This window comes from Paraburkholderia sp. BR10936 (genome assembly GCF_040965735.1).
Taxonomy (GTDB): Bacteria; Pseudomonadota; Gammaproteobacteria; order Burkholderiales; family Burkholderiaceae; genus Paraburkholderia; species Paraburkholderia nodosa_A.
Genome location: NZ_JBFRCM010000003.1, coordinates 499,328 through 522,160, shown reverse-complemented (window position 1 = coordinate 522,160; position 22,833 = coordinate 499,328). Strand labels below are relative to the sequence as shown.

The following is a 22,833-nucleotide window of genomic DNA, read 5'->3' as shown; positions in this document are numbered from 1 at the left end:
ATCGATTCGTCCGACGGATCATCAGGCGTCCTTCGCGCTGCCTGCGTCTTGCCCTGCGGACTCTTCGGCGTGCCGCCCGGCTTCGCCTTCGGTGCGCGCTTTTGTCGCAGCGCTTTTCGCAGCTTTACGGGCCGCAAACAGACCGAAACCGAGGGCCGCGAGCGCCATGCCCCACCACTGGAGCATGTAGCCGTAGTTGCGCTCGACATCGGTATCCGGCACCGGCCAGTCGCGCACGAGCCCGTCCTTGAAGGCCGGCACGAAGCCGGTTTGCTGGATCACGAACGATTGCAGCGGCAACCCGGTTTCCGCAGCGTAGGAAGCGACGCCGAGATTCTGCCGTATCTTCTGATGCGCTGCAGAGCCACCCGCACCGAGTTCGAACGCACGCGAGGCGTTTGCGCGCGCAATGCCTTCGACTACGACCTGCCCAGGCGGCGTGACATAGGGCGCGATCGCGGCGCGGTCCGCGACGTTGCGCGGCAGCCAGCCGCGATTGACCAGCACGTAGCCGCCGCCTTCGAGTTTAAGCGGCATCACGACATAAAAACCCGGCTGGTCGTTATACGGACGATTGTCGAGATACACCACGCGCTCGGGCAGGAAGGTGCCCGTCGCCCGCACGCGATGGAACTCGATGTCCTTCAGCGGGAGCGGCGCGGCGCCCACCGGTTGCGGCGCAGACGATTCGTACTGCGTGATTTGCGCCTGCAGCGCCTCCTTCTGATGCGCGCGGTCGCGCTGCCAGAAGCCGAGCCGGATCGTCACGGCCATCACGATCAAGATGAGCAGCGTGGGGACGAGCCGGATTTTCATTGGGCACGTCCCATGCGTGAGATACCGGTGATCGAACCCCGCGCCACGCAGCGTGGTGCGATAATGAGACAGACGTTTTCAGGCATGCCAAATTCCGTGAACTTCATGCACATACTCGTCCCGGTTGCGTTCGCGCTGATCATCGCGAGCATGATCTCCGCGCTCTACTTCATGATGCACGACCGGGGCCGCACCAAGCGGATGGTCTGGTCGCTCGCCACGCGCGTGGGCCTTTCCATCTCGCTCTTTCTGTTCATCCTGTTCGCGCACTGGATGGGCTGGATTCAGTCCACCGGGATTCCCTACGGTCGCTGAGCACCGCTGACCGTCACCGAACACCGCCGCGCAAACCGCATTCCGGAAAACACAAGGCGCCGCGCCGACGAGGTCGGGGGGCGCCTTGTTTCGTTCCCGGCTCGCGCGCCGCGGCCTGCGCGGCGCACCCCGCATCACAGCCAGTACACGACGACGTAGAGGCCGAGCCACACCACGTCGACGAAGTGCCAGTACCATGCCGCGCCTTCGAAGGCGAAGTGATGCTCCGCGGTGAAGTGGCCGCGAATGAGCCGGATCATCACGACGGTCAGCATGGTGCCGCCCAGGAACACGTGGAAGCCGTGGAAGCCCGTGAGCAGGAAGAACGTCGAACCGTAGATGCCCGAAGCGAGCGTGAGATTCAGCTCGCCGTACGCGTGGATGTACTCGAACGCCTGCAGGAAGAGGAAGCACACGCCCAGCACGATCGTCGCGGCGAGCCAGGCGATGGCCTTCGAGCGATGATTGTCGCGCAGCGCATGGTGCGAAACGGTGAGCGTCGCGCCCGAGGAAAGCAGCAGCGCCGTGTTGATGGTCGGCACGGGCCACGGCGTCATCGAGCGGAAGTGCGAGACCAGTGCCGCGGGACCGTTGTTCGGCCACACCGCGGAGAAGTCCGGCCAGATCAGCCTGTAGTCGAGGCTGCCGAGCTGATGCAGGGCGATCGCGCGCGCGTAGAAAAGCGCACCGAAGAACGCGCCGAAGAACATCACTTCGGAGAAGATGAACCAGCTCATGCTCCACCGGTACGACACATCGACGCGCTTGCCGTACATGCCGCCTTCGGACTCGGCGATGGCGTCGCCGAACCAGTGCCACAGCGTGAAGAGCAGCCACAGCAGGCCGACGAGCACACCGATCGGCCCCCACGACTCGCCGTTGATCCACGAGGCGAGCGACCCGAGCATGACCACAAGCCCAATGGACGCGCTGATCGGATGCCGCGACGGGTGCGGTACGAAGTAGTACGGGCTATCGTTTTGGCCGCTCATGCCTGTTTCTCCAGTTTCCAGTTGCACCGGACATCGCCGGCTGCATTTGTCCGAGTGAGTCCTCGTTATTCACTGCTTCGTGCGCAGCGTTGCGCGCACTCGCTCATCCCACCACCGCGTGCACGATCAACAGCAGCACGACGATGAACAGCACTGCGCCGATGATGCCCGCGATGATCAACTGCACGGGGTGCAGATTCGCCGCGTCGTCTTCGAGGTCGGCGCGCTTGCGCACGCCGAGAAAGGACCACGCCACCGCTTTCATCAACTGCAGGATGCCGCCCTTCTTCTTCGCCGGCCCCGCTCCGCCATGTTCGTCACTCATGCGCCTTTCGCCTCCTGGCATCGTTGACTTCGGCGCTGAAGGCTCACGCGCCCGCCGATTGCTTCGGCGGCGGCGGCACAGCCGGCTTGTTCAGCTCGAAGAACGTGTACGACAGCGTGATCGTCTTCACGTCTTTCGGTAGCTTCGGGTCGATCACGAACACCACCGGCATGCGCTTCGTCTCGTTCGCCTTCAGGACCTGCTGCGTGAAGCAGAAGCATTCGATCTTGCGGAAGTACTCCGTCGCCTGCTTCGGCGCGTAGCTCGGAATGGCCTGCGCGTCGATCGTGCGTCCTTCGTTGTTCGAAATGTCGTACATCACCGTCATGACTTCGCCCGGATGCACGTCGAGGCTCGTCTGCTCCGGCTTGAAGCCGAGCAGCCCGCGTGCGTTCGCGTCGAACTCGACCGAGATCGTGCGTGTCCTGTCCACCTGCGTGTTGCGCGCCTCGCGCTCCGTGGCGTCGCGCTGCACCAGGTTGTTGATGCCTGTGACCCGGCAGATCGCTCGATACATCGGCACCAGCGCAAAACCGAAACCGAACATCAGCAGCGCCACCACGGCGAGCTTGATGAGCATCGACCGGTTGAATGCGCGATCATTTCCAGCTTGCGTGGACATCGAACTTCCTCGAACGATCTTCCGGCAAACGCCCTGCGCGTCAGTGGCCGGGGAAATACACCTGCTTGACGACGGCCGCCACAAAGAAACCGACTACGACAGCCAGCAAGATGAGGCCGAGCCGCAGATTGCCCGCGCGGATCTGCTCGGGCGTGCGTCTTTTTTGTGGATCCCGGGTCATGCGTTCAGCGCGGTTGGCCGCGGCTTCTCCTTGCATCGTGAATCGCCTCTCGTACGTGCTCCGATGAAGACTGCGTGAAGACCGCGTGCTTCGTTCGCGTCCGGCTGCGCACAGCCGGACGCCACCCACTCAACGGGTTACTCGACCGTCGGCGGGTTCTCGAACGTGTGGAACGGCGCCGGGCTCGGCACGGTCCACTCGAGGCCCGTTGCGCCGTCCCACGGCTTGTCGCCGGCCTGTTCCAGCTCGCCGCCGCCGCGATACGCGGGCAGCGCGACAAAGAACAGGAAGTACACCTGAGAAAGCCCGAAGCCGAAGGCGCCGATCGTGATCACCTGGTTCCAGTCGGTGAACTGGGCCGGATAGTCGGCATAGCGTCGCGGCATGCCGGCCAGGCCGACGAAGTGCATCGGCAGGAACGCGAGGTTGAAGAAGATGAGCGAGCACCAGAAGTGGATCTTGCCGCGCGTCTCGTTGTACATCCAGCCGGTCCATTTTGGCGCCCAGTAGTACCACCCTGAGAACAACGCGAATAATGACCCCGCCACCAGCACGTAGTGGAAGTGCGCCACCACGAAGTAAGTGCCGTGATACTGGATGTCGAGCGGCGCCATGGCGAGCATCAGGCCCGAGAGACCGCCGAACGTGAACACGATCAGGAATCCCACGGCCCACAGCATCGGCGTTTCGAACGAGAGCGAGCCGCGCCACATCGTGGCGACCCAATTGAACACTTTCACGCCCGTCGGCACGGCGATCAGCATCGTCGCGTACATGAAGAAGAGCTGGCCCGTGACCGGCATGCCGGTGGCGAACATGTGGTGCGCCCAGACCATGAACGAGAGAATCGCGATCGACGCCGTGGCGTACACCATCGAGCTATAGCCGAACAGCGGCTTGCGCGAGAACGCCGGAATCACCTGCGAAACGATCCCGAACGCCGGCAAGATCATGATGTAGACCTCGGGGTGCCCGAAGAACCAGAAGATGTGCTGGTACATCACCGGGTCGCCGCCGCCGGCCGCATTGAAGAAGCTCGTGCCGAAGTGGCGGTCGAACAGCAGCATCGTGATGGCGCCCGCGAGCACCGGCATCACGGCGATCAGCAGGTAGGCGGTGATGAGCCACGTCCACACGAACATCGGCATCTTCATGAGCGTCATGCCGGGCGCGCGCAGATTCAGGATCGTCACGACGATGTTGATACCGCCCATGATCGACGAGGCGCCCATCATGTGCAGCGCGAAGATCGCGAAGTCCATGCCCGGGCCCATCTGCGTGGAAAGCGGCGCGTAGAGCGTCCAGCCCGCGGCGGTCGCGCCGCCCGGCGAGAAGAACGAGCCGACCAGCAGGCAGCCGGCGGCGGGCAGCAGCCAGAAGCTGAAGTTGTTCATGCGCGCGAACGCCATGTCCGAGGCGCCGATCTGCAGCGGAATCATCCAGTTCGCGAAGCCCACGAACGCCGGCATGATCGCGCCGAACACCATGATGAGACCGTGCATCGTGGTGAGCTGGTTGAAGAACTCGGGGCGCATGATCTGCATGCCCGGCTCGAACAGCTCCGCACGAATGGCGAGCGCCATGACGCCGCCCGAGAGGAACATCACGAACGAGAAGAGCAGATATAGCGTTCCGATGTCCTTGTGATTCGTCGCGAGCAGCCAGCGGCGCCAGCCGTGGGGCGTGGCGTGCGCGTGGTCGCCGTGCACGTGACCGTGCCCGCCAGCTACATCGTGTCCGATGCTAGACATGTCTTATCTCCTGTCGGTCCGGATTTGGCGCTTTGGCGCCTGACTCCAGCCCCATGCAATTGAAATGCTGAAGCGAATTGCTTTTGCGTCTCTTGCTGCTTGTTCTTATGGCGCGGGCCCGTTCAGGCCGCCGCGCTGATCTCCACCCGACGCGCTTCTTTCGCGTTCGCGCCGCCCGTGATCGTTTCCGGCTTCTTCAGAATGATGTGGTCTTCGGCGATGCCTGCCGCCTTCATCGCGTCGCGCACTGCTTGCGCCCGGTGCCTGGCGAGGTCGGCGTTCGTGCTGGCGTTGCCGCTCGAATCGGTGTAGCCCGACAGCGTGAACTTCGCGTCCGGATGCGCCTTCGCGTAATCGGCTGCCGCCTGGATGGCGTCCTTCGCGTCGGCGGGCAGCGTGCTCTTGCCCACTTCGAAGTAGACGCTCGCCGGCAACGCGGCTGCGCTCGGCGCCGCTGCGCCCGACGCCTGATCCGCGCCGCTTGCGGGGACCGCGCCGCTCGCCGCGCTCGCTTGGGCCGCGCCGCTAGCGGCTTCCGCGCCGCTTGCCGCGGCCGCGCCGCTCGCGGCGCCCTCGCCCGCTGCCGCCGTCGTGCCGCCGCCCTCGGGCATTTTGCCGTTACGCGCGTCGGCCACCTGACGCGGCTGCAGAATGTCGCCGGTGTGGTTGCCCCACGAGTTGCGCTCGAACGTGATGACCGATGCGATCTCGACGTCGTTGAGCGTCGGCGCCCATGATGGCATGGCGTTCTTGCCGTGCAGGACGATGCTCACGTGCTCCGCGAGCGGACCCTGAACGACCTTGCTGCCGTCGAGCGCCGGGAACGCGCCCGCGCCCTTGCCGGTGGGCTGGTGGCACACCGCGCAGTTCGAGTTGTAGATCTTTTCGCCGCGCTCCTTGAGCTCGGCCAGCGTGTAGGTCTTGTTCGGGTCGTCGTTGGCAGAGGCCATCTTCGCCTTTTGCGTATCGACCCACTTCGCGTAGTCCTCGTCGGAGAGCACCTCGACGACGACCGGCATGAACGCGTGCTCCTTGCCGCACAGCTCGGTACAGAAGCCGCGATAGGTGCCGACCTTGTCGGCCCTGAACCACGTGTCGCGCACGAAGCCCGGAATCGCGTCCTGCTTCACGCCGAACGCGGGCACGTACCACGAGTGCACGACGTCGTTGGCCGTGGTGATGACGCGGATTTTCTTGTTGACCGGCACGACGAGCGGATTGTCGACTTCCTGCAGGTACGTATCGGTGATCGGCACGCGGTTGTTCACCTCGGAGCGCGGCGTGCTGAGCGTGGAGAGGAAGTTGATGCCTTCGCCCGGCCCCTTCACGTAGTCGTAGCCCCATTTCCACTGGTAGCCCGTGACCTTTACCGTGAGGTCGGCGTTGGAGGTGTCCTTCATCGCGACGACGGCCTTGGTGGCGGGCAGCGCCATCAGCACGACGATGATGAACGGCACCACCGTCCAGATGATTTCGACCGTGGTGCTCTCATGAAAGTGAGCGGCCTTGTGGCCCTTCGCCTTACGGTGCGCGTAGATCGAATAGAACATGACGCCGAACACGCCGACGAAAATCACGACGCACAAGAGCAGCATCATCATGTGGAGGCTGTAAAGCTCTTCGGCGATGCGCGTGACGGGCGGCTGGAAATTGATCTCGTTGACCGCAGGGCCGCCTGGGCTGTCTCCGACTGCGAGTGCCGCGCCGGCGACGAGGAATCCGCTGCACGCCAGCACGCCCTGGAGGGCTCGCTTGATTGTTTTCATAGCTTCCTTACCCATAATTTCCATTCAAACCCTCGACCCCGCAGGAAGGTTTTGCAACCAGGGCGCCCCCTGGGACGCTCGTACCGCCAACCGGCAAGCTCACGCGCCGCGCATCAAGGCGCGCGCGCAAGCCAGGCACGCAGTTCCCGCGCGAACTGCGCACGCCGATATTGCGGCAGATGCAACCCGACAGCGACCGCCTGACCGCGGGACACGAGACGCACCGGGTCGCGTGGGGTCGCGCCCGGCTCGACCCGGACCCAGCGGGGATTGAATTCGAACTGCGTGAGCGCGTCGGCGCTCATCTGTTCGATCACCAGCCGGTTCGGATAAAGCCTGATACGTTCGTAATCGACAGCATGGCGCGCATAGATGACAAAAGCGCCGCCTACTACCAACAGATCGATACCGGTAAACGGCAAAACCAGCCAGGCGCCGTGGATCAACAACAGAACGGCGATCGCGATGGAAACCAGCGCCAGCGAAACATAGAAGAACACGAATTGCCTGGGCGAAACCGAACAGTTGCGCTTCATGATCCAGTCTTTCAGGACCGGTTCCGGACTCGCCAGCAGATCAGACGCCTGCATCGCTCGCTTCCCCCACTTGCAACTTCGCCAGACTATCGCCGCGTCGCGCCTCGCACAACTACGGGAACATCTGGACTTGCCACAACGGAATTTGGGGACCCTTCCGCGCAGCAAACTGACGCATTATAGGCGCGATCCCCAGCCCTCACAAGCAAGGCCCAATCGCCCGCGAACCCATACCAGACGGGCTTTACAGCGATTTTTCAAGCATTTCCCCAAGGCTTTTCCGGCGCTAATTTCAGGCATAACGAAAGCCCCCTTACCACGTTACCGATTCCTTGCAGGACCCCGGCCGATGTCTTCGATGCGCACGATGCCATGGCCTTCGGCGGTCGTGCGCGGCACGGCCTTCCACGCGTGGCCGTAGATGATCTCGAAGGTCAGCGGGATCGTGCCCGCGTGCGGACCGTCCGTGCAGCGGCGCGCCTCGAGCGCCGCCACGAGCGCACGGTGCAGGCGCCGCGCGGTGCCACCGTTCTCACTGTCGCCATCGCCGTTGCGCTCGAACGGATACGCGCCCCAGCGGCGCACGTCGGCGAGCAGCTTCTCCGGCGTCTTGTAGGTGATGGTGAGCGTTTCCTGGTCCATGACCGGAATCTCGAAACCGTTCTCCACGAGCATGTCGCCGAGATCGTGCATGTCGACGAAATCGATGACGTGCGCGCGCGTCGGCACGCCGTGCGCGGCTTCGACTTCGGCGAACGCGCCGCGCAGCTCCTTGAGCGTGTCGGGGCCGAGCGTGCTGAACATGAGCAAGCCGTTGACCTTAAGCACGCGCTGCCACTCGCCGAACACGAGGTCGGGGCGCGGATGCCAATGCAGTGCGAGATTCGACCACAGCAGCTCGAACGCACCGTGCGCGAACGGCAGTTCGGCGAAGTCGGCCTGCGCAACCCGCGGACCGCGCGAACCGAGGGCGCGGCCGACCGTTGCGGGCAGGAAACGCCGCCAGCTCGTGTCGGGGGCGTCGTGCTCGCGGGCACGGCGCAGCATGGCGAGGGAGAGATCGGTGCCGAACACGGGCGCTTCGGGAAAGCGCTCGCGCAAGCCGGGCAGGTCGTCGCCCTGGCCGCACGCGATGTCGAGCACGGCCGCAGGTTTCACCTTGATGTACTCGAGGCGCTCGCGCATGCGTTGCGCGATTTCACGCGGCAGGAAGGCAACGTCGTCGAAAGTCGCCGCACGGCGATCGAAGATGCGCCGCAGGTGCCGGGTGTCATAGTCCGGACGGCCAGTTCTTGCGGGAGACGGGGACATGTCGGTCGTATTGGCGAAGTCTGCGAAGTATACTCGCTCACTCCTTTCCTTTCAGTCACGCGAGCCCGCTGCCCGGGCCGTCTTTCGATGCCGCCGCGCCCTTCTTCTCGTGACGCACGCAACGCAGCGGGCGTCACACCGCCCGCTTCGCACCGCACTCGTCTTGCGGGCGTTGCGCGCGTCTGTCGAAAAGCGCGGGCGCTGCCGTCACAGCTTGCCCACTTCGTGCTGCCCAATCTGTGCCCATTATGCGGCAATTTGACGCGAGCCACGCTCTGTGTGTGCTGCGATGCCGCGTACTGGAATGAGCCGCGCCTGCGCTGCACGGTCTGTGCGATGCCGCTCGCGCACAGGCGCGGTGCGGCGGGACGCGCACGCTACCGCTGCGAGGCCTGCACCGATGCACCGCCTGCGTTCGACGCCACGCTCGCGCTCGCCGATTATCGCGCGCCGCTCGACCTGCTCGCGCGTGGCCTGAAGTTTCGCGCGCGCCTCGCGCTCGGCGAGGAATTTGCGCGACGCCTGGCGCTGGCCGCACACGATATGGGCGATGAGCACGGCATGCCGGAGATCGTCGTGCCGGTGCCGCTCTCGCGCGAACGCCTGATCGAGCGCGGCCACAACCAGGCCTGGCAGATCGCGCGGCCGCTCGCGCGCCGGTTGGGCACGCCCGCGGACGCCACGCTCGTACGACGCATCCTGCATACGGCGCCGCAATCGAAGCTCGATCGCGAGACGCGCCGCCGCAACGTCGGCCGGGCCTTCGCGCTCGCGCGGCCGCTTGCCGGCCTGCACGTGGGCGTCGTCGACGACGTGATGACCTCGGGCGCCACGCTCGACGCGCTCGCGCACACGCTCAAGGCCGCGGGCGCACGGCGCGTGACCAATTTCGTCGCGCTACGCACGCCGAAAGACTGATCGGCCTCACACTATTCAAGACATCGAGAGAGTTTCATCGTCATGTTCAACGTCGTTCTCGTCGAACCCGAAATTCCGCCGAACACCGGCAACGTGATCCGCCTGTGCGCGAACACCGGTGCGCGGCTTCATCTGATCGAACCGCTCGGCTTTCCCCTCGACGACGCGAAAATGCGCCGCGCGGGCCTCGATTACCACGAGTACGCGCAGATGCACGTGCACGCCGACTGGGATGCCTTCATCGTCAAGGAAGCGCCGGACCCGTCGCGCATGTTCGCGTTCACGACGCGCGGATCGGGCCGCTTTCATGCGCATGCGTTCCAGCCGGGCGACTGGTTCGTGTTCGGCGCGGAAACGCGCGGCCTGCCCGACGCGGTGCTAGAGCGCTTTGCGACGCCACAGCGCGTGCGCCTGCCGATGCGACCCGGCAATCGCAGCCTGAATCTCTCGAACACAGTTGCGGTCGTGGTGTTCGAAGCGTGGCGTCAAGCGGGATTCGAAGGCGGCGAATGACGCGGGTACGTTGTACCGCGTCGCCCTACGCCCTGCCGCGCGCCGCAAGCTCACGCTCGTAGCGCGTGAGCATCGCATTGTCGAAGCACGCGAAGATCACGTGTTCGAGCGTCGGATATTTCGATAGCTCGTCGATCACGGTCGATACCGCAATCGCCACCGCGTCGTCGGCAGGAAAACGGTAGACGCCGCAACTGATTGCCGGAAACGCGATGCTCGTCACGCCCGCCTCGCGCGCGCACTCGAGCGAGCGCCGGTAGCAGGAAGCGAGCAGATGCGCTTCGTCACGGCCGCCGCCGTACCAGACGGGGCCCACGGTATGGATGACGTGTTTCGCGGGAAGGCGATAGCCGCCGGTGATTTTGGCGTCGCCGGTCGGACAGCCGTTCAGCGTCTCGCATTCGCGCAGCAGGTCCGGCCCGGCGGCGCGATGAATCGCGCCGTCCACGCCGCCGCCGCCGAGCAGCGATTCGTTCGCGGCGTTGACGATCGCATCGACCTTCAACGTGGTGATGTCGACGGCCTGCGCTTCGATGCGGCAGTTTCCGATGGTCAGCATACGGTCCTCCTTTGCGATCCGGTCCACGCAAAGCGTGCTCAAAACCTGGCGCAGCAGGACCGAAGCGCCCTACTCCGCCTTCGCGTCGCGCCGCAGCAGCGCGCTCACGGCGTCGCGCGGCGTGACACCGTCGAACAGCACGGCGCATACCGCCTGGGTGATCGGCATGTCGATGCCGTGCGCGCGCGCGAGTGCCAGCACGGCCTGCGCGCAGCGCACGCCTTCGGCCACGTGACCGAGTGCGGCGAGGATATCGTCGAGCGTGCGGCCGCTCGCGAGCTGCTTGCCCACGGTGCGGTTGCGCGAGAGGTCGCCCGTGGCGGTGAGGATGAGGTCGCCGAGGCCGGTCAGCCCCGTGAAGGTCTCGGCACGCCCGCCGAGCGTGACGCCAAGGCGCGTCATCTCGGCGAGACCGCGCGTGATGAGCGCCGCGCGTGCGTTCAGGCCGAGGCCCAGACCATCGGCAATGCCGGTCGCGATCGCGAGCACGTTCTTGACCGCGCCGCCCACCTCCACGCCGACCACGTCGTCGCCGGTATAGATGCGCATCGCGCGGTGATGGAACGCAGCGAGCGTGCGCTCGCGACAACCGGCGGAGGCGCTCGCCACCGTCAACGCGACAGGCAGGCCCTCGCCGACTTCGCGCGCGAAGCTCGGCCCCGAAAGCACGCCGTTGCTCGCGTGGCCCGGCAGCTCGGCCGCCACGACCTGATGCGGCATCAATTGCGTTTGCGCTTCGAAGCCCTTGCAGAGCCAGACGAAGTGCGCGGGCACGCGGCCCATGTCGCGCAGTGTGCAAAGCATGCCGCGCAGGCCGGCCACGGGCGTGGCGAGCACGACGAGATCCGCCTCGCCCGACGCATGGTCGAGCGCGGCGGCAAGATCCGTTTCGTATTCGAGATTGCTGGGCAGCGCGACGCCCGCGAGGTAGCGGGCGTTTTCGTGCGTCTTGCGCAAGGTGTCGACGAGCGCGCCATCGCGCGCCCACAACAGCGTGTGATGCGCCTGGGCGAGATGCCCTGCCAGCGCGGTGCCCCACGCTCCGGCGCCGAGAACGGCGATGTTCATTCCGATACTCCGCACCGGTAGTTCGTGGAAACTATCAACGTACGCTTTAGTGCGTTGCGCTGCTTGCGCCGTCTTGCTGGGCGAGTTGCTGCAGGCGTTGCTCGTAGAGCGCCTGGAAGTTGATCTCGGCCAGGTGGATCGGCGGGAAGCCCGCGCGCGTGATCGCGTCGGCGATATTCGAGCGCAGGTACGGGAACAGGATGGTCGGGCATGCGATGCCGACGAGCGGATCGACCTGTTCTGCCGGGATGTTGCGGATGTCGAAAATGCCGGCTTGCTTGGCTTCGATCAGGAACGCAACCTTGTCCTTGACCTTGGCCGTGACGGTGCCGGTGACGATGATCTCGAACACCGATTCGGCGAGGCGCTCGGCCTTGACGTCGACTTCCACTTCGACCGAAGGCATGTCCTGCTCAAGGAAGATGGCCGGCGAATTCGGCTGCTCGAGCGACATGTCCTTGAGGTAAATGCGCTGGATATTGAAGAACGGCTGGTTGTTCTCGTCAGACATGGTGTATGGCTTCCCTGATTGAATGGATCGCGGCGGCATCCTCGTGACATCTCAGCGTCCCGAAAATGCGCCGCGCTACGGCAATGAACGGCAACAGGCCCGCGCAAGCCTCACTGGCTCGCGCGGGCCGAAACCCTGCGTCGCTACGTCACGCTGCGCAGCCCGCCTGCGGACCGAGGCCGCAAGGCTATCGGGCTGCGAATCAGGCCTTGAATCCGCCCGTAACCTCAGGCGGCTTCGAGCAGCGGCATCAAGCCGCCCGCACGGTCGAGCGCGGAGAGGTCATCGTAACCGCCCACGTGCGTCTCGCCGATGAAAACCTGCGGCACGGTACGCCGGCCGGTGCGCGTCATCATCTCTTCGCGCCGCGCCGGGTCCCGGTCGATCAGCACTTTCTCGATGTGTTCGACGCCGCGCGACTTTAAAAGACGCTCGGCCATCTGGCAATACGGGCACACCTGGGTGCTGTACATGACCACTTTGCTCACTTCGAACCTCCTTGTTTCACGACCGGCATACCGGCCTGCTGCCAGGCGTTCACGCCGCCGTCCAGCACGTGGACTTCGGCAAAACCGGCGTCCTTCACGAGGCGCAGCGCCTTGTGCGACTGCTGGCCCGTCTGGCAGACCAGCAACACCGGGTTGCTCTTGTTCTTCACGAGCTGGCCGATCTTCGTCTCGAGTTCGCCGAATTCAACCTGGCGCGCCGAGGGCAGATGACCCTTCGCGAACTCACCCGCGGGACGCAGGTCGACCACCACCGCGTTGCGGCGGTTGATGAGCTGCGTCGCCTCGGCGGTGGAAACCCCGCCGCGGCCGCCGCGCTTGAGCGTCGGCCAAAGGAGCAACCCTCCTGAGATGAGGACGATCGCGATGAGTACAAGGTTGATGTAATTGGTGAAGAACGTCACGGAGGGGCCGCCGGAAAAAGGGAAAGTCGGAGAAATCGTGCGAAATCGGATTCGGACAATCCGCTCATTATAAAATAACCGTTTGTCGCAGGGTTACCGCCCCCCAGCCCGGGCGTGCCACCCGCCGGACCTGGACCGCCGCCATGGCGCTGCTGCCGTGTTGCGTCTTCCGTCCCCGATTACCGCTTCCTTCACTACCGACCGGCATCCTCATGTACAAACTCGTACTCATCCGCCACGGCGAATCGACCTGGAACAAGGAAAACCGCTTCACCGGCTGGGTGGACGTCGACCTCACCGAGCAGGGCAACCGCGAAGCGCAGCAGGCAGGCCAGCTGCTCAAGGAGTCCGGCTACACGTTCGACATCGCCTACACCTCCGTGCTCAAGCGCGCGATCCGCACGCTCTGGCACGTGCAGGACCAGATGGACCAGATGTACCTGCCCGTGGTCCACTCGTGGCGCCTGAACGAGCGTCACTACGGTGCGCTTTCGGGCCTGAACAAGGCCGAAACGGCGGCCAAATTCGGCGACGAGCAGGTGCTGGTCTGGCGCCGCAGCTACGACACGCCGCCGCCGGCGCTCGAGCCGTCCGACTCGCGCACGTCGTACAACGACCCGCGTTACGCCAAGGTGCCGCGCGAGGAACTGCCGCTCACCGAGTGCCTGAAGGACACGGTCGCGCGCGTGATGCCGATCTGGAACGAGTCGATCGCGCCGGCCATCAAGGCGGGCAAGAAGGTGGTGATCGCCGCGCACGGCAACTCGATCCGCGCGCTCGTGAAGTACCTCGACAACATTTCGGATGACGACATCGTCGGTCTGAACATCCCGAACGGCGTGCCGCTCGTCTACGAGCTGGACGAGAGCCTCAAGCCCATCAAGCACTACTACCTGGGCGACGCCGAAGCCATCGCGAAGGCGCAGGCCGCCGTGGCGAACCAGGGCAAGAAGGCGGGCTGAGGCTTGGTGCTTCCCTTCATCGGCCGCATCCTGGCCATGCCTGGTTGATTCAGGCAGCCGCCGGTCCGTCGGGCCGGCGGCCTGTCCGCAGGCCATGCCCTCCCACCAGGCGAAGCGCCGCGCGGCTTCGCCCCGGCACTCTGGCCGCGCTGGAATTCGTTGCACATTCCCCTTTTCTGTCTTTTTCCGGGCCTGGCTGGCAGGATTGCCAGCGCACTGCCAGCACCGTGCCAGAAGCAAAATTGCGGCACACGGTTTGCGAACCTGGCGGCTGCGGCACTGTCTTAGTCCCCATCGTACGCGCCATATACACAGCCACGGCGGGTGTGCAGTTATACTTGTCCGTCGCTTTTCCAATAGACGCTGCCACGCGCCTTTTCGACTGCACGCAACATACTCTATGCGAAAGAACCTGAAAAACATCGGCCTGATCGCCGCTGGCCTCGCGACCGGCGTATTTGCCACCCTGCAGATTTCCGCCGAGGCGCAGCAAACCCAGCAGACGGTCGTAGAACCGCTGCCGCTCGACCAGCTGAGGCTCTTCGCCGAAGTCTTTGGTCAAATCAAGCATGAGTATGTCGTGCCGGTGGACGACAAGAAGCTCCTCACCGCCGCCATCAAGGGCATGGTGTCGAGCCTCGACCCGCACTCGTCGTATCTCGACAAGACCGATTACCAGGAACTCCAGGAGCAGACCAAGGGTCGCTTCGCGGGCCTCGGCATCGAAATCTCGTCGGAAGACGGCCTGATCAAGGTCATCTCGCCGATCGAAGACACGCCCGCCTACCGCGCCGGCATCCGTCCGGGCGACCTCATCACGCGCATCAACGACAAGCCGGTGCGCGGCATGACGCTCGACCAGGCCGTCAAGCAGATGCGCGGCGACCCGGGCACGAAGGTCACGCTCACGATCTTCCGCAAGACCGACGACCGCACCTTCCCGCTCACCATCACGCGCGCCATCATCAAGGTCCAGAGCGTGAAGTCGAAGATCGTGCAGCCGGGCTACGCGTATATCCGCATCACGAGCTTCCAGGAGCGCACGGTCCCCGACCTCGCCCAGAAGCTGCAAGATATCGCGCGCCAGGAGCCGAACCTCAAGGGCATCATCCTCGACCTGCGCAACAACGGCGGCGGCCTGCTGCAAAGCGCCGTCGGCGTTGCGGGCGCGTTCCTGCCGCCGGATTCGGTCGTCGTCTCGACGAACGGCCAGATCCCGGACTCGAAGCAGGTCTACCGCGACACCTACGAGAACTACCGCCTGCCGTCGTTCGACGGCGACCCGCTCAAGGGCGAGGCGGCCGAGTTCAAGACCGTGCCGATGGTCGTGCTGACCAACGCCTACTCGGCGTCGGCCTCGGAAATCGTGGCGGGAGCGCTGCAGGACTCGAAGCGCGCGCTGATCGTCGGCAAGACGACGTTCGGCAAGGGCTCGGTGCAGACCGTGCGCCCGATGACGGCCGACACGGCGCTGCGTCTCACCACGGCGTACTACTACACGCCGAGCGGCCGCTCGATCCAGAACAAGGGCATCCGTCCTGATATCGCGGTCGACCAGTACGCAGACGGCGATCCGGACGACGCACTCGTCACGCGCGAAGTGGACTACCAGAACCACCTCGCCAACACGCAGGATCCGGACGAGAAGAAGGAGCAGGAAGTGCGCGAGCAGGAGCGCATGGACATGCTGCGTCAGCTCGAAGAGCAGAACGACAAGAAGACGCCGGATCAGCGCCAGAAGGATCGCGAGCGCAAGCCGGTCGAGTTCGGTTCTACCGACGACTACATGCTCCAGCAGGCGCTGAACAAGCTCCAGGGCAAGCCGGTGGCCGAATCGAAGTCGCCGATGGAGCGCCGCCTCGCGCAGCAGAAGCCGCCGACCTCGGCTTCCGCGCCGATCGCCGTGAAGCCGGGCGCGCTCATCATGGCGCCGGCTCCGGGCTCCGCCGCGCCGGCCTCCGCTCCCGCGCCGGCGAAGTAACACGCCGTACCGCCTCGCGACCCGTGCGCCTCGTGCGCCGGTCGCGAGGCCGCCCCTCCTCCAGCCGCTGGCGTCGTTACAATAACGGCACGGTATTTCCCCGGCGCGCGCTCCCCCATTCAGGGCCATTCAGGCTCTCGAGTCCATCGCAGCGCCATCGAACCAGCGCATCGCGATGAACGACGACCAACTCCTTCGCTATTCCCGCCATATCCTCGTCGACGAGATCGGCATCGAGGCGCAGCAGCGCTTTCTCGACGCGCATGCGATCGTCGTGGGCGCGGGCGGCCTGGGGTCGCCCGCGGCGATGTACCTCGCGGCCTCGGGCGTGGGCACGCTCACGCTCGTCGACAACGACACCGTCGACCTCACCAACCTGCAGCGGCAGATCATGCACGAGACGGCTTCGGTCGGCCGCGCGAAGGTCGAGTCGGGCCGCGACGCCATCGCGCGCCTGAATCCCGAAGTGAAGGTGGTCGCGCTGCAAACACGCATCGACGATGCGTGGCTCGACGCGCAGGTGCCGGGCGCGACGGTCGTGCTCGACTGCACCGACAACTTCGCCACGCGCCACGCCATCAACCGCGCGTGCGTGAAGCATGGCGTGCCGCTCGTCTCGGGCGCGGCGTTGCGCTTCGACGGACAGATCAGCACGTTCGACTTCCGCGACGACGCCTCGCCGTGCTACGCCTGCGTGTTCCCGGAAGATCAGCCATTCGAGGAAGTGGCGTGCTCGACGATGGGCGTATTCGCGCCAACGGTTGGCATCATCGGCGCGATGCAGGCGGCCGAGGCGCTGCGCGTGATCGGCGGTATCGGTACGCCGCTCGTCGGGCGGCTCATGATGCTCGACTCGCTGCGCATGGAGTGGAGCACGATGCGCGTGGCACGGCAGCCGGATTGCCCGGTGTGCGGCGAGCGTCGCCGGCACGCCTGAACCCCCGCGCGAGTCAAGAAAAAAGCCCCGGACATGCCGGGGCTTTTCGCATTTTCGCGTATCAGCAGGTGCACGCTCAGGCCTGGGCCACACGCTGCAGCGCGGCCTGCAGCTCCTCGGGCTCGTAAGCGGCCAGCACCTCCGCCACCGGTTTTTCCAGCGTCTTGAGCTGCGAGCGCAGGATCTCCTGCTTCACCACGAGCAACTGGCTCGGGTGCATCGAAAACTCGGTAAGCCCCATGCCGAGCAGCAAACGCGTGAACGACGGGTCGCCCGCCATCTCCCCGCATACCGAAACGGGCACGCCCGCGCGCTTCGCCTCGCGCAGCGTATGCGCGATCAGCTGCAGCACGGCCGGATGCAGCGGATCGTACAGGTCGGCCACCGCGTTGTCGGCGCGGTCGATGGCGAGCGCGTACTGGATCAGGTCGTTGGTGCCGATCGAGAGGAAGTCGAGACGCCGCAGGAACATCGGCAGCGCGAGCGCGGCCGCCGGAATCTCGATCATCGCGCCGACCTGGATGTTGGGATCGTAGGCGAGGCCCGCGTCGTCGAGCTGGCGCCTGGCCTCGCGGATCAGGTCGAGCGTCTGGTCGATCTGCTGCGCGTGCGCGAGCATCGGAATCAGGATCTTGACCGAACCGAACGCCGAGGCGCGCAGGATCGCCCGCAACTGCGTGAGGAACATCTGCGGCTCGGACAGGCTCCAGCGGATCGCGCGCAGGCCGAGCGCCGGGTTCGCAGCCGTCTCGTAACCGTCGCCCGCATTCATGGCGTCGAGCGGCTTGTCCGCGCCCACGTCGATCGTACGGATCGTCACGGGCAGCCCGTTCATGAGCTCCACCGCGCGGCGGTAGGCGGCGAACTGCTCGTCCTCCTCCGGCAAGTGGTTCTTGTGGTTCATGAACAGGAACTCAGTGCGAAAGAGGCCCACGCCCGTCGCGCCCGAGTCGAGCGCGGCCTGCGCGTCGTCGGGCAGCTCGATGTTCGCGTACAGCTGGATCTTCGCGCCGCATAGCGTTTGCGTCGGCGAGAACTTCAGGCGCTGCAGCTTGCGCCGCTCGAGCGCCATCTCGCTTTGACGGTAGGTGTACTCCTCGAGCACGATCGGCGCGGGATCGACGATCACGATGCCGTGGTCGCCGTCGACGATGATGAGATCGTCCTGGCGGATCAGCGCGCTCGCCTGCTGCACGCCCACCGCGGCCGGGATGCCGAGGCTGCGCGCGACGATCGCCGTGTGCGAGGTGCGGCCGCCCAGATCGGTGACGAACCCCTGGAAGGTTTGCCCCTTGAACTGCAGCATGTCGGCCGGCGCGATGTCGTGCGCGACGACGATCATCTCGTCGCAGCCGCCGTGCAGCGAAGGCGGCATGGCGCCGGCGAGCGACTTCAGTACGCGCTCCACGACTTGCTCGATATCGGCCTTGCGCTCGCGCAGGTACTCGTCCTCCACGTCGTCGAAGTGACGCGAGAGGCGTTCGAGCTGTTCGGTAAGCGCCCACTCCACATTGAAGCGGCGCGTGCGGATGAGATCGATGGTCTCCTGTACGAGCATCACGTCGTTCAGGATCATGAGGTGCACACCGATAAATGCGCCCATTTCGGAAGGGGCGTCGGCGGCGAGATCGGCGCGCAGCGTGTCGAGTTCGTGCTCCACGGCCTGCAGCGCCGCGCGAAAGCGCACGATTTCGTCTTCGATCTGCGCGTGCTCGATGAGGTAATGGTCGACGTCGAGCGCAGCCGGAGCGATCAGGTACGCTCGCCCGATGGCTATACCGCGTGATACGGGAATTCCATGCAGCGTGAACGGCACGCGCACCTCCTCTGGTTATTTGATGCTGCGGCAAACCGCTGCAATGCGCTCTCTCAGACCCCGGCGATGATTATAAATTCCAGCGCGGCGGAATGTGGCCATGCGCACCTGTGCGCGCATGACTGCGGCGTTGTGCAGCAGTCGCCGCCCGCAAACAAAAACGCCGCGGCAAACCGCGGCGTTCCGAGCAAGGCGCAATGACCACGCGCGTCTTACTGGCCTTCGCCAAACTTATCGGCGATCAGCTTGAGCAGCGCGCTCATGGCGTCGGCCTCGTCCGGGCCTTCGGTTTCGATCATCACCGTGCTGCCGATGCCCGCCGCCAGCATCATGACCCCCATGATGCTCTTGGCGTTGATGCGGCGGCCGTTGCGGCTCATCCAGATTTCCGACTGATAGTTGCCTGCGAGCTGCGTCAGCTTCGCCGACGCCCGCGCGTGCAGGCCGAGTTTGTTCACGATGGTCGTTTCTTGTTGCAGCATAGGTCGATCCGGACGCGGTGTGTGGAAGTGAGACTGGGTTGTTTCGCTGTGCCTTGTTGTTGGCTTTCGCTGGCGCGCCGCCGGCTCAGGTACTGCCAGCCGGCCTGAACACGCCCGCCGCAACGCCGCCGGTGCAAGCCGCGCCGCGCGTCGCGGCTGCGGGCTGGCTGGTGCCCTGGCCCGCTACCGGATTCGCGGCCTGCTTTGTCGCCTCCGCAGTGGTTTCGGTGCAGGGCGTGGGCGGGCAAGCGCATTCGCTCGCAGGAGCAACGGGCGGCATGGTCGGGCCGATGGTCTGCACGCCCTTGCTCGCGCCGGCCAGCGCCTTTTCGACCAGCGTGTCGAGCGGCGTTGCCCGGTAGCACACGGCACGCACCAGCATCGGCAGATTCACGCCGGCCAGCACGCGCACCTCGGGCACCGTGGCGAGGCGCGCCGCGATGTTCGAAGGCGTGGCGCCGAACATGTCGGTCAACACGAGCGCGCCGTTTTCTTCGCGCAGGCGCTCGATCTCCGAATTCGCCTTGGCGACCACTTCAGCCGGGTCGCTGTCGGGGAGCACGTCGAGCGCGCCGATGCGCGCCGGACAACCGCCATAGATATGCGCGATGCACTCGCGTAGCGCGGTGGCGAGCGGTGCGTGCGCAATGATCAGAATCCCTGCCATGTCAGCTTGACTGCAAAAAACGGCTCCGGTTGATGCTCGGACGACCCCGTAGATCGCGTCCTGCAGCGCCAACCCCGCAGCCAGCCGTGAGCTCGCAGGGTCGGAACACGCGCCGCGCGGCAGCCAAAGCGTCTCGTCGACGCCCGCTTGCCAGCCCGGAACGCGGGCTCGCGGCATTGTAGCAGGGTCATTTTCGCGCACGCGAGGCGGTTCTGCTCACAGCGGCGACAGATATCGCGCGCGATTCACAGGCTCCGCGTACGCGCTCGACCTTTCGTGGTCCAAAACTGCCCGCCAGTCAAGGTCTGGAGGGGGCGCCTGCCCTGCAAGGCGTCCACATCCGGCAAATGCAGCCATACGCGAGGCTTTCAAGTCCGCGCTCCAGGTGTGGGCTTCAAATGCGCCCGGTCCCCGTTTCGAAAGCAGATTCAGGCCGCCGCGCGCTCCAGCGCGTCGATGAACATCGCGGCCACGTCGAAGCCCGTCTGCTCCATGATTTCGCGGAAACACGTCGGGCTCGTGACATTGACCTCGGTGAGCCAGTCGCCGATGGCGTCGAGCCCGACAAGCAGCAGGCCGCGTGCCGCGAGCGTCGGGCCGAGCGCTTTGGCGATCTCCATGTCGCGCCCGGTGAGCGGCTGCGCGACGCCGAGCCCACCCGCCGCCAGATTGCCGCGCACTTCATTGCCCTGAGGAATACGCGCGAGCGAAAACGGCACCGGCTCGCCGCCGATCAGCAGGATACGCTTGTCGCCGGCCTTGATTTCGGGGATGAACTTCTGCGCCATCACGCTGCGCGCCCCGTCGTGACTCAGCATCTCGATGATCGAGCCGAGGTTCATGCCGTCCGCCTTCACGCGGAACACGCCCATGCCGCCCATGCCGTCGAGCGGCTTGAGGATCACGTCCTGGTGCTCCTCATGGAACTTGCGCAGGCGCGCCGCGCTGCGCGTGACGAGCGTCGGCGCGACGAACTGCGCAAATTCGCCGATGGCGAGCTTCTCCGAGTGATCGCGAATCGACTGCGGCTTGTTGAAGATCTTCGCGCCCGCGCGCTCGGCGATCTCGAGCAGCCACGTCGACGTGACGTACTCCATGTCGAACGGCGGGTCCTTGCGCATGACGACGGCGTCGAAGCCGGTCAGCGCGCGCGCATCGGCCGTGGCTTCGAACCACGTTTCGCGATGCAGGTCCGCCGTATCGCCGATGATCGTGAAGCGCCGCACGTCGGCCTCCACCTGGCCGTTCACCCATGCGAGGTGCCGAGGCTCGCACGCGAAGAGCCGGTGGCCGCGCTTCGCGGCCTCGGCCATCATCGCGTAGGTCGAGTCCTTGTAGATCTTGAACCGCTCGAGCGGATCGGCGATGAAGAGAATGTCCATATCGTCTCTGCCTTGTCCCTGTCCTGTCGCTGCTTGACGCCTGGTGGCGCCTGGTGTGGTGCCTGCTTTCATGACGGCAACGCCCGCACGGTGGCGGGCGCTGCGTTCGATTGTGTGAAGGATGACGGCTGGATCAGACCTGGATCGCTTCGGGGTCGGTCTTCTCCAGCTCGACCGAGGCCGCCAGCAAGCCGAGCCGCGCCACCACGCCGTACATGTAAAAGCGGTTCGGCGGCGCCGCCCCCGCTTTCGCGCGCGTGTCGGGCAGCGCCGTGTGCTCGAAGCCGAGCGGCACGAAATGCATGCCCGGCGCGTTCAGGTTCTGGTCGCGCTCGCGGCTGCCGTGCGCGCGGTAGAAGCCGCCCACCACATAGCGGTCGATCATGTACACGACCGGCTCGGCCACTTCGTCGCCGATATGCTCGAACGTATAGACGCCTTCCTGCACGATCACGTCGTGCACTTCCAGCCCGTCCTTCGTGGCCGACATCTTCGCACGTTCGCGCTTCGTGAGTGCGGCGACCTCCGAGGCATCGTGCACCGTCATCACACCGCGGCCGTCCGTGCCGGCATCGGACTTGATGACGACATAGGGCTTTTCGGTGATGCCGTACTCGCGGTACTTCTTCGCGATCTTCTTGAGCACGGCGTCGATGGCGGTCGCGAGCGGCTCCTCGCCCGTGCGCGCCTCGAAGTCCACGCCTTCCACGTGCGCGAAGTACGGATTGATCATCCACGGGTCCACGCCCACCATCTTCGCGAACTTCTTCGCCACGTCGTCATAGCAGGAGAAGTGCGTGGACTTGCGGCGCACCGCCCAGGCGGCGTGCAGCGGCGGCAGCACGTACTGCTCGTGCAGGTTTTCGAGCACGGGCGGAATGCCGGCCGAAAGATCGTTGTTCAGCAGGATCGAGCACGGGTCGAAGTTCTTCAGGCCGAGGCGCCGCTGCGAGCGCTCGAGCGGTTCGAGCACGATCTTCTGGCCGTCCGCGAGCGAGATCGTGACCGGCCCGGCGATCGTGTCGTCGAGGGTGCCGAAACGCACGTTCAGGCCCGCCTGGCGCATGATCGTGGCGAGCCGCGCGACATTCTCCAGATAAAACGCGTTGCGCGTGTGCATCTCCGGAATCACCAGCAGGTTCTTGGCGTCCGGGCAGATCTTTTCGATGGCGGCCATGGCCGCTTGCACGGCGAGCGGCAGCACTTCCTGCGGCAGGCAGTGGAAGGCGCCGGGAAAAAGGTTGGTGTCGACGGGCGCGAGCTTGAAGCCGGCGTTGCGCAGGTCGACCGAGGCGTAGAACGGCGGCGTGTGCTCCTGCCATTCGAGGCGGAACCAGCGCTCGATGGCCGGCGTCGCGTCGAGGATGCGCTGCTCCAGTTCGAGGAGCGGGCCATTCAACGCCGTAACCAGATGCGGGACCATAAGGGGTGACTCGCGGACGAAATGCTTTGATTGTAGGGAAACCGGTCGTTTATCTGGGGACGATTGCGCCAGTTGCAAGACGGGATTGC

At 65.3% G+C, this 22,833-nt stretch carries 25 protein-coding genes; 6 read left to right on the top strand and 19 right to left on the bottom strand.

Going from position 1 to position 22,833, the window contains the following annotated elements; translation table 11 throughout:
- Positions 1-21 precede the first annotated feature (21 nt).
- Positions 22-816, bottom strand: a complete 795-nt coding sequence (locus AB4Y36_RS08935) for an SURF1 family protein (protein WP_368682772.1) — start codon at positions 814-816, stop codon at positions 22-24.
- Positions 817-921: 105 nt separating this feature from the next.
- Between AB4Y36_RS08935 and AB4Y36_RS08930 the strand changes: the two genes are divergently transcribed.
- A complete protein-coding gene (locus AB4Y36_RS08930) occupies positions 922-1,131 on the top strand; it encodes a twin transmembrane helix small protein (RefSeq protein ID WP_028201826.1) in 210 nt (69 codons plus the stop codon).
- 134 nt (positions 1,132-1,265) lie between these two features.
- Here AB4Y36_RS08930 and AB4Y36_RS08925 read toward each other — a convergent pair whose 3' ends face one another.
- The 8 genes from AB4Y36_RS08925 to AB4Y36_RS08890 all read right to left on the bottom strand — a co-directional run bounded on the left by AB4Y36_RS08925 (position 1,266) and on the right by AB4Y36_RS08890 (position 8,615).
- The gene (locus AB4Y36_RS08925; RefSeq protein ID WP_069264937.1) at positions 1,266-2,123 is read right to left on the bottom strand and encodes a cytochrome c oxidase subunit 3; all 858 of its coding nucleotides are present in this window, start codon (positions 2,121-2,123) and stop codon (positions 1,266-1,268) included.
- Positions 2,124-2,226: 103 nt separating this feature from the next.
- The gene (locus AB4Y36_RS08920) at positions 2,227-2,448 is read right to left on the bottom strand and encodes a DUF2970 domain-containing protein (protein WP_069264939.1); all 222 of its coding nucleotides are present in this window, start codon (positions 2,446-2,448) and stop codon (positions 2,227-2,229) included.
- A 43-nt stretch (positions 2,449-2,491) separates the two neighbouring features.
- Complete coding sequence (locus AB4Y36_RS08915; RefSeq protein ID WP_368682771.1) at positions 2,492-3,070, bottom strand: cytochrome c oxidase assembly protein; 579 nt, start codon at positions 3,068-3,070, stop codon at positions 2,492-2,494.
- 40 nt (positions 3,071-3,110) lie between these two features.
- On the bottom strand, positions 3,111-3,251 hold the full coding sequence (locus AB4Y36_RS08910) for a cytochrome oxidase small assembly protein (RefSeq protein WP_208867222.1): 141 nt from the start codon (positions 3,249-3,251) through the stop codon (positions 3,111-3,113).
- Positions 3,252-3,388: 137 nt separating this feature from the next.
- Complete coding sequence (gene ctaD, locus AB4Y36_RS08905; protein ID WP_069264943.1) at positions 3,389-5,002, bottom strand: cytochrome c oxidase subunit I; 1,614 nt, start codon at positions 5,000-5,002, stop codon at positions 3,389-3,391.
- A gap of 122 nt (positions 5,003-5,124) precedes the next feature.
- On the bottom strand, positions 5,125-6,792 hold the full coding sequence (gene coxB, locus AB4Y36_RS08900; protein ID WP_368682770.1) for a cytochrome c oxidase subunit II: 1,668 nt from the start codon (positions 6,790-6,792) through the stop codon (positions 5,125-5,127).
- An 89-nt stretch (positions 6,793-6,881) separates the two neighbouring features.
- Positions 6,882-7,358 carry a DUF2244 domain-containing protein gene (locus tag AB4Y36_RS08895; protein WP_069264947.1) on the bottom strand — a complete coding sequence of 159 codons (477 nt, stop codon included), beginning with the start codon at positions 7,356-7,358 and terminating at the stop codon, positions 6,882-6,884.
- Positions 7,359-7,625: 267 nt separating this feature from the next.
- Positions 7,626-8,615, bottom strand: coding sequence for a methyltransferase domain-containing protein (locus AB4Y36_RS08890; protein WP_342949539.1), 990 nt, complete (start codon positions 8,613-8,615; stop codon positions 7,626-7,628).
- Positions 8,616-8,702: 87 nt separating this feature from the next.
- Between AB4Y36_RS08890 and AB4Y36_RS08885 the strand changes: the two genes are divergently transcribed.
- Both AB4Y36_RS08885 and trmL read left to right on the top strand, forming a co-directional pair.
- Positions 8,703-9,533 carry a ComF family protein gene (locus AB4Y36_RS08885; protein ID WP_368682769.1) on the top strand — a complete coding sequence of 277 codons (831 nt, stop codon included), beginning with the start codon at positions 8,703-8,705 and terminating at the stop codon, positions 9,531-9,533.
- Positions 9,534-9,575: 42 nt separating this feature from the next.
- Entirely contained in the window at positions 9,576-10,046 is a 471-nt protein-coding gene (gene trmL, locus AB4Y36_RS08880; RefSeq protein ID WP_368682768.1) for a tRNA (uridine(34)/cytosine(34)/5-carboxymethylaminomethyluridine(34)-2'-O)-methyltransferase TrmL, read from the top strand.
- Positions 10,047-10,071: 25 nt separating this feature from the next.
- Here the strand turns inward: trmL and AB4Y36_RS08875 are convergent, their stop codons facing one another.
- The 5 genes from AB4Y36_RS08875 to AB4Y36_RS08855 all read right to left on the bottom strand — a co-directional run bounded on the left by AB4Y36_RS08875 (position 10,072) and on the right by AB4Y36_RS08855 (position 13,094).
- Positions 10,072-10,605, bottom strand: coding sequence for an O-acetyl-ADP-ribose deacetylase (locus AB4Y36_RS08875; RefSeq protein ID WP_368682767.1), 534 nt, complete (start codon positions 10,603-10,605; stop codon positions 10,072-10,074).
- A gap of 69 nt (positions 10,606-10,674) precedes the next feature.
- Positions 10,675-11,673: an NAD(P)H-dependent glycerol-3-phosphate dehydrogenase gene (locus tag AB4Y36_RS08870; RefSeq protein WP_368682766.1), complete on the bottom strand. Its 999-nt coding sequence runs from the start codon at positions 11,671-11,673 to the stop codon at positions 10,675-10,677.
- Positions 11,674-11,719: 46 nt separating this feature from the next.
- Positions 11,720-12,184 carry a protein-export chaperone SecB gene (secB, locus tag AB4Y36_RS08865; protein ID WP_042270084.1) on the bottom strand — a complete coding sequence of 155 codons (465 nt, stop codon included), beginning with the start codon at positions 12,182-12,184 and terminating at the stop codon, positions 11,720-11,722.
- A gap of 227 nt (positions 12,185-12,411) precedes the next feature.
- Positions 12,412-12,672 (bottom strand): glutaredoxin 3, encoded by a 261-nt coding sequence (grxC, locus tag AB4Y36_RS08860; protein WP_042270085.1) that lies wholly within the window; start codon positions 12,670-12,672, stop codon positions 12,412-12,414.
- Entirely contained in the window at positions 12,669-13,094 is a 426-nt protein-coding gene (locus tag AB4Y36_RS08855) for a rhodanese-like domain-containing protein (protein WP_042270087.1), read from the bottom strand. The genes grxC and AB4Y36_RS08855 overlap by 4 nt, the downstream gene beginning before the upstream one ends.
- A gap of 212 nt (positions 13,095-13,306) precedes the next feature.
- On the opposite strand from AB4Y36_RS08855, the gene gpmA reads away from it, so the two are divergent.
- The 3 genes from gpmA to AB4Y36_RS08840 all read left to right on the top strand — a co-directional run bounded on the left by gpmA (position 13,307) and on the right by AB4Y36_RS08840 (position 16,974).
- The gene (gene gpmA, locus AB4Y36_RS08850; RefSeq protein WP_069264960.1) at positions 13,307-14,056 is read left to right on the top strand and encodes a 2,3-diphosphoglycerate-dependent phosphoglycerate mutase; all 750 of its coding nucleotides are present in this window, start codon (positions 13,307-13,309) and stop codon (positions 14,054-14,056) included.
- Positions 14,057-14,456: 400 nt separating this feature from the next.
- Positions 14,457-16,037: a S41 family peptidase gene (locus AB4Y36_RS08845; protein ID WP_342949544.1), complete on the top strand. Its 1,581-nt coding sequence runs from the start codon at positions 14,457-14,459 to the stop codon at positions 16,035-16,037.
- 175 nt (positions 16,038-16,212) lie between these two features.
- Positions 16,213-16,974, top strand: coding sequence for a ThiF family adenylyltransferase (locus tag AB4Y36_RS08840; RefSeq protein WP_368682765.1), 762 nt, complete (start codon positions 16,213-16,215; stop codon positions 16,972-16,974).
- 76 nt (positions 16,975-17,050) lie between these two features.
- Here the strand turns inward: AB4Y36_RS08840 and ptsP are convergent, their stop codons facing one another.
- From ptsP to gshA, 5 genes are all read right to left on the bottom strand, one after another.
- Complete coding sequence (gene ptsP, locus AB4Y36_RS08835; protein WP_069265236.1) at positions 17,051-18,790, bottom strand: phosphoenolpyruvate--protein phosphotransferase; 1,740 nt, start codon at positions 18,788-18,790, stop codon at positions 17,051-17,053.
- A 212-nt stretch (positions 18,791-19,002) separates the two neighbouring features.
- Complete coding sequence (locus AB4Y36_RS08830) at positions 19,003-19,272, bottom strand: HPr family phosphocarrier protein (protein ID WP_042270095.1); 270 nt, start codon at positions 19,270-19,272, stop codon at positions 19,003-19,005.
- Positions 19,273-19,357: 85 nt separating this feature from the next.
- Positions 19,358-19,939, bottom strand: coding sequence for a PTS sugar transporter subunit IIA (locus tag AB4Y36_RS08825; RefSeq protein WP_368682764.1), 582 nt, complete (start codon positions 19,937-19,939; stop codon positions 19,358-19,360).
- Between the two features lie 428 nt (positions 19,940-20,367).
- Positions 20,368-21,321, bottom strand: a complete 954-nt coding sequence (gene gshB / locus AB4Y36_RS08820) for a glutathione synthase (RefSeq protein WP_368682763.1) — start codon at positions 21,319-21,321, stop codon at positions 20,368-20,370.
- 133 nt (positions 21,322-21,454) lie between these two features.
- Positions 21,455-22,744, bottom strand: a complete 1,290-nt coding sequence (gene gshA, locus AB4Y36_RS08815) for a glutamate--cysteine ligase (protein ID WP_069264972.1) — start codon at positions 22,742-22,744, stop codon at positions 21,455-21,457.
- Positions 22,745-22,833 lie beyond the last annotated feature (89 nt).